Raw genomic sequence first — 3,198 nt, 5'->3', positions numbered from 1 at the left:
GTCGCTCGCGACGTCCTCCGCGAGCACCCGTCCGAGCGCCTCGGCGAGCGGCACCCGCTCGCCTTCGAGCACGCGCGCGCGCGCGAGCACGAGGTCCCGGGCCTGCTCGACCGTCAGCACGTCGCTCATCGGCCGTCCTCCCCCATGCCCGTGATGCGGCGCGGGTGCGTGAACACGGTCATCCTGCCACCGCGCGCATAGCCCGCGAGCGTGATGCCGAGCTCGGCCGCGATCTCGGCCGCCAGGTCGGTGACGGCCGTGCGCGACACGACGATCGGCACGCGGGCCTTGGCGGCCTTGACCGCCATCTCATAGCTGATGCGGCCCGTGGTCACGAGCACGGCGCCGGCGGTGTCGATGCGGTCGAGCCACGCGCGGCCGAGCAGCTTGTCGAGCGCGTTGTGCCGGCCGACGTCCTCGCGCACGACGCGCACCTCGCCGTCGATGCCGAGCCCGCAGGCGTGCGTGCCACCCCGGTCGCGGTACTGCTCGGCTGCGCGCGCGAGCTGGCCGACGAGATCGTAGACCTCCCCGGCGGAGACGGTGGCGTCGCTCGCGACCGCCGCGAGCCCGCGGGCGTGCCCGAGGGAGGTGAAGGTGACGCCCTTGCCACAGCCGCTCGTCACATACCGGGTACGGAAGACCATGTCGTCGGGCACGGACTCGCGGGTGGTGACGTAGACGAGGCCGCGCTTGCGGTCGACGTCGACCGACCGGAGAGCGTCGCGGTCGGCGATGAGCCCCTCGGACAGCAGGAAGCCGCAGGCGAGTTCCTCGAGGTCGGCGGGGGTCGCCTGCACCGTCGCGACCTCGACGTCGTTCATGTAGACCGTCACGGGATGCTCGGACGGCAGCCCGCGATGCCCGTTGTGCGGCATCACGGTGACGCGCACGGCCTCGGGAGCGCCCTCGCCCGGGCCGGGATCGCGTGCCTCAGCGAGCTCCTCGGGGGTGTTCACGTTGACGAGCGAGCGCAGCTCCGGGTCCAGCGCGCGCAGTGCGTCGACCGGGACCTCGGCAACGGGCACCTCGGCGAAGATGGCGACGAGCCGTCGGCGGCTGCCCGCGAGCGCCCGCCGCGCGGGTCCGAGGCAGTCGCGGTGGTAGAGCGCGAGCAGCGGCTCGGGCCCCTTGTCGGAGACCGGGACGACGATGCGAGCGTCGCCGCGGGCGTCCCACAGCGCGCGCACGACCGCCGGCTCGAGCCACGGCATGTCGGCGGCTACGGCCAGCACCCAGTCGTCCTCGGTCGCGGCCAGCGCGGTGGCGAGCCCGCCGAGAGGCCCTTGGTACGCGACCTCGTCGGGGAGCACTCGGACACCTTCAGGCAGGCCGGCGCACTCGAGCGCGTCGGGGCGGTTCGTCACCACGACGGTGTGTGCGCACACGGCCGCCACGGTCTCGGCGACGCGCGTGACGAGCGCCTCGCCCTCGAACGGGATGAGCGTCTTGTCGACCCCCATGCGCATGCTCCGCCCGCCGGCGAGCACGGCGGCGGTGATGGGGAGCGTGGACGCGGGTCCGGTCACGGTCTGGGGCCTCTCGAGAGCAGTCCGATGATTGTAGCGCGCCGGCGGGTCAGGCCGTCGCGCGGTCCTGCCTCACCCGGACCGCCGTGGCCTTGATGAGCGCGAGCACCCGCGAGTCGCGAGCGAGCGCCAGATCGAGCGCGGAGGCGCGCGACACCGTCGCCGCGAACCGCACCCCGCCGGCCTGCAGCGCGAGCCTCACGACGCCGCCGCGTGGCTCGAGGTCGACCACGCGCATGACGATGCGGTTGCGAGCGGAAGACGCCGGCAGATCCGCTCCGCTGTCGAACAGCATCACGTCCTCGGGTCGAACGCCGACGAGGACCGCCGTCCCCGGGGGGAGATCCGACACCGCGTACAGGTCGACGCCGTCGCAGGCCACGCGCACGAGCCCGTTGTCGCTCTCGGCCACCGTGCCTCGCGCGGCGGGCTCGACGCCGAGGAACCTCGCCGACCACTCATCCGCGGCCAGGCCCATCACGTCGGCGGTCACACCCTCCGACATCACGTGGCCATCCCTCATCACGACCACGCGGCCCGCGACGGTCATCGCCTCGTCCTGGTCGTGGGTGACGTACAGAACGGTGGACCGCGTGTTCGCGAACAGCTCGGCGAACTCGCGTGCGACCCGGTGCTTGAGGACCGGATCCAGCGAGGCGAGCGGCTCGTCGAGCAACAGGATCTGCGGTTCGAGCACGAGCGCGCGCGCCAGCGCCACACGCTGCGCCTCGCCGCCCGACAGCGTCAGTGCCGACCGCTGCTCCCACCCCGCGAGGCCGACGCGCTCGAGCGCGCCGGCGACGCGGCGCTCCCGTTCGGACGCCACGACGCCGCGGAGCCGCAGCCCGTACGCGACGTTCGCGCCGACCGTGCCCTTGAACAGGAACGGCCTCTGGAACACCGCTGACGTCCGCAGTCTGGCATCACGGTCGCGCGTGCCGACGAGCCGGCCGTCGAACTCGACCGTCCCCGCGTCCGGCCGCTCCAGCAGGCCGACAATGCCGAGGAGTGTCGACTTGCCCGCGCCGGACGGCCCGAGCACCGCCGTCACCTGGCCAGCAGGCAGTGAGAGTGACGGGACCTCGAGCACGACTCGTCCCCGGTGCGCGCGCCGCAGGCCCGTCGCGCGGACCTCTATGCCGACCCTCTCGCTCATCGATAGTACCGGTCCGCCGAGCCTTGGAACGCGGTGATGACGACGTTCACGGCGACGACGAGGGACATCAGCACGGCCCCGAGCGCGAGCGCCGGCCCGTAGCGGCCCATGCGGGTGAACTGGACGATCGCGGTCGTCATGACGCGCGTGTCACCGGCGAGGTTCCCGCCCACCATCATGACGGCCCCGACCTCCGAGATCACGGCGCCGAACCCGGCCGCGACCGCCGCCGCTAGGCCGAGACGGGCCTCGGACAGCGTGAGCCACGCTTCCTGCGGCGCCGACGCCCCAAGGGAGCGCGCCTGCAGCCGCAGCTCCCTCGGGACCGATCGGACGGCGGCCGCGGTGACCGCCATGACCACCGGCAGTGCGATGACGACCTGCGCGATGACCATGGCGGGCCGCGAGTAGAGCAGTTCGAGCCCTCCGAGCGGGCCTCGGCGCGACAGCGTCATCGCCACGACGAGCCCGACGACGACGGGCGGCAGGCCCCTGCCCGCGTTCGCGAGCGTC

At 73.4% G+C, this 3,198-nt stretch carries 4 protein-coding genes; all 4 read right to left on the bottom strand.

Annotated features, from left to right (window positions below; translation table 11 throughout):
- Window positions 1-129, bottom strand: a 129-nt coding sequence (locus FDZ70_08405; GenBank protein ID TLM72526.1) for a molybdopterin molybdenumtransferase MoeA, incomplete at its 3' end; no start/stop codon positions are given.
- Complete coding sequence (fdhD, locus tag FDZ70_08400; GenBank protein TLM72525.1) at window positions 126-1,529, bottom strand: formate dehydrogenase accessory sulfurtransferase FdhD; 1,404 nt, start codon at window positions 1,527-1,529, stop codon at window positions 126-128. The genes fdhD and FDZ70_08405, both read right to left, overlap by 4 nt.
- Window positions 1,530-1,578: 49 nt before the next feature.
- Window positions 1,579-2,685, bottom strand: coding sequence for an ABC transporter ATP-binding protein (locus tag FDZ70_08395; GenBank protein ID TLM72524.1), 1,107 nt, complete (start codon window positions 2,683-2,685; stop codon window positions 1,579-1,581).
- A partial coding sequence (locus tag FDZ70_08390) for an ABC transporter permease subunit (GenBank protein TLM72523.1) occupies window positions 2,682-3,198 on the bottom strand: 517 nt, incomplete at its 5' end. The genes FDZ70_08390 and FDZ70_08395, both read right to left, overlap by 4 nt.

This window comes from Actinomycetota bacterium (assembly GCA_005774595.1).
In the GTDB taxonomy this organism is placed as follows: Bacteria; Actinomycetota; Coriobacteriia; order Anaerosomatales; family D1FN1-002; genus D1FN1-002.
Note: the sequence above shows the minus strand (reverse complement) of the source record. Positions and strands in the feature narration are given on the sequence as shown.

What these genes read in the sequence shown, in the direction of transcription:
- FDZ70_08395 (TLM72524.1), bottom strand. Translation starts at nt 2,685, where the DNA reads ATGAGCGAGAGGGTCGGCATAGAGGTCCGCGCGACGGGCCTGCGGCGC.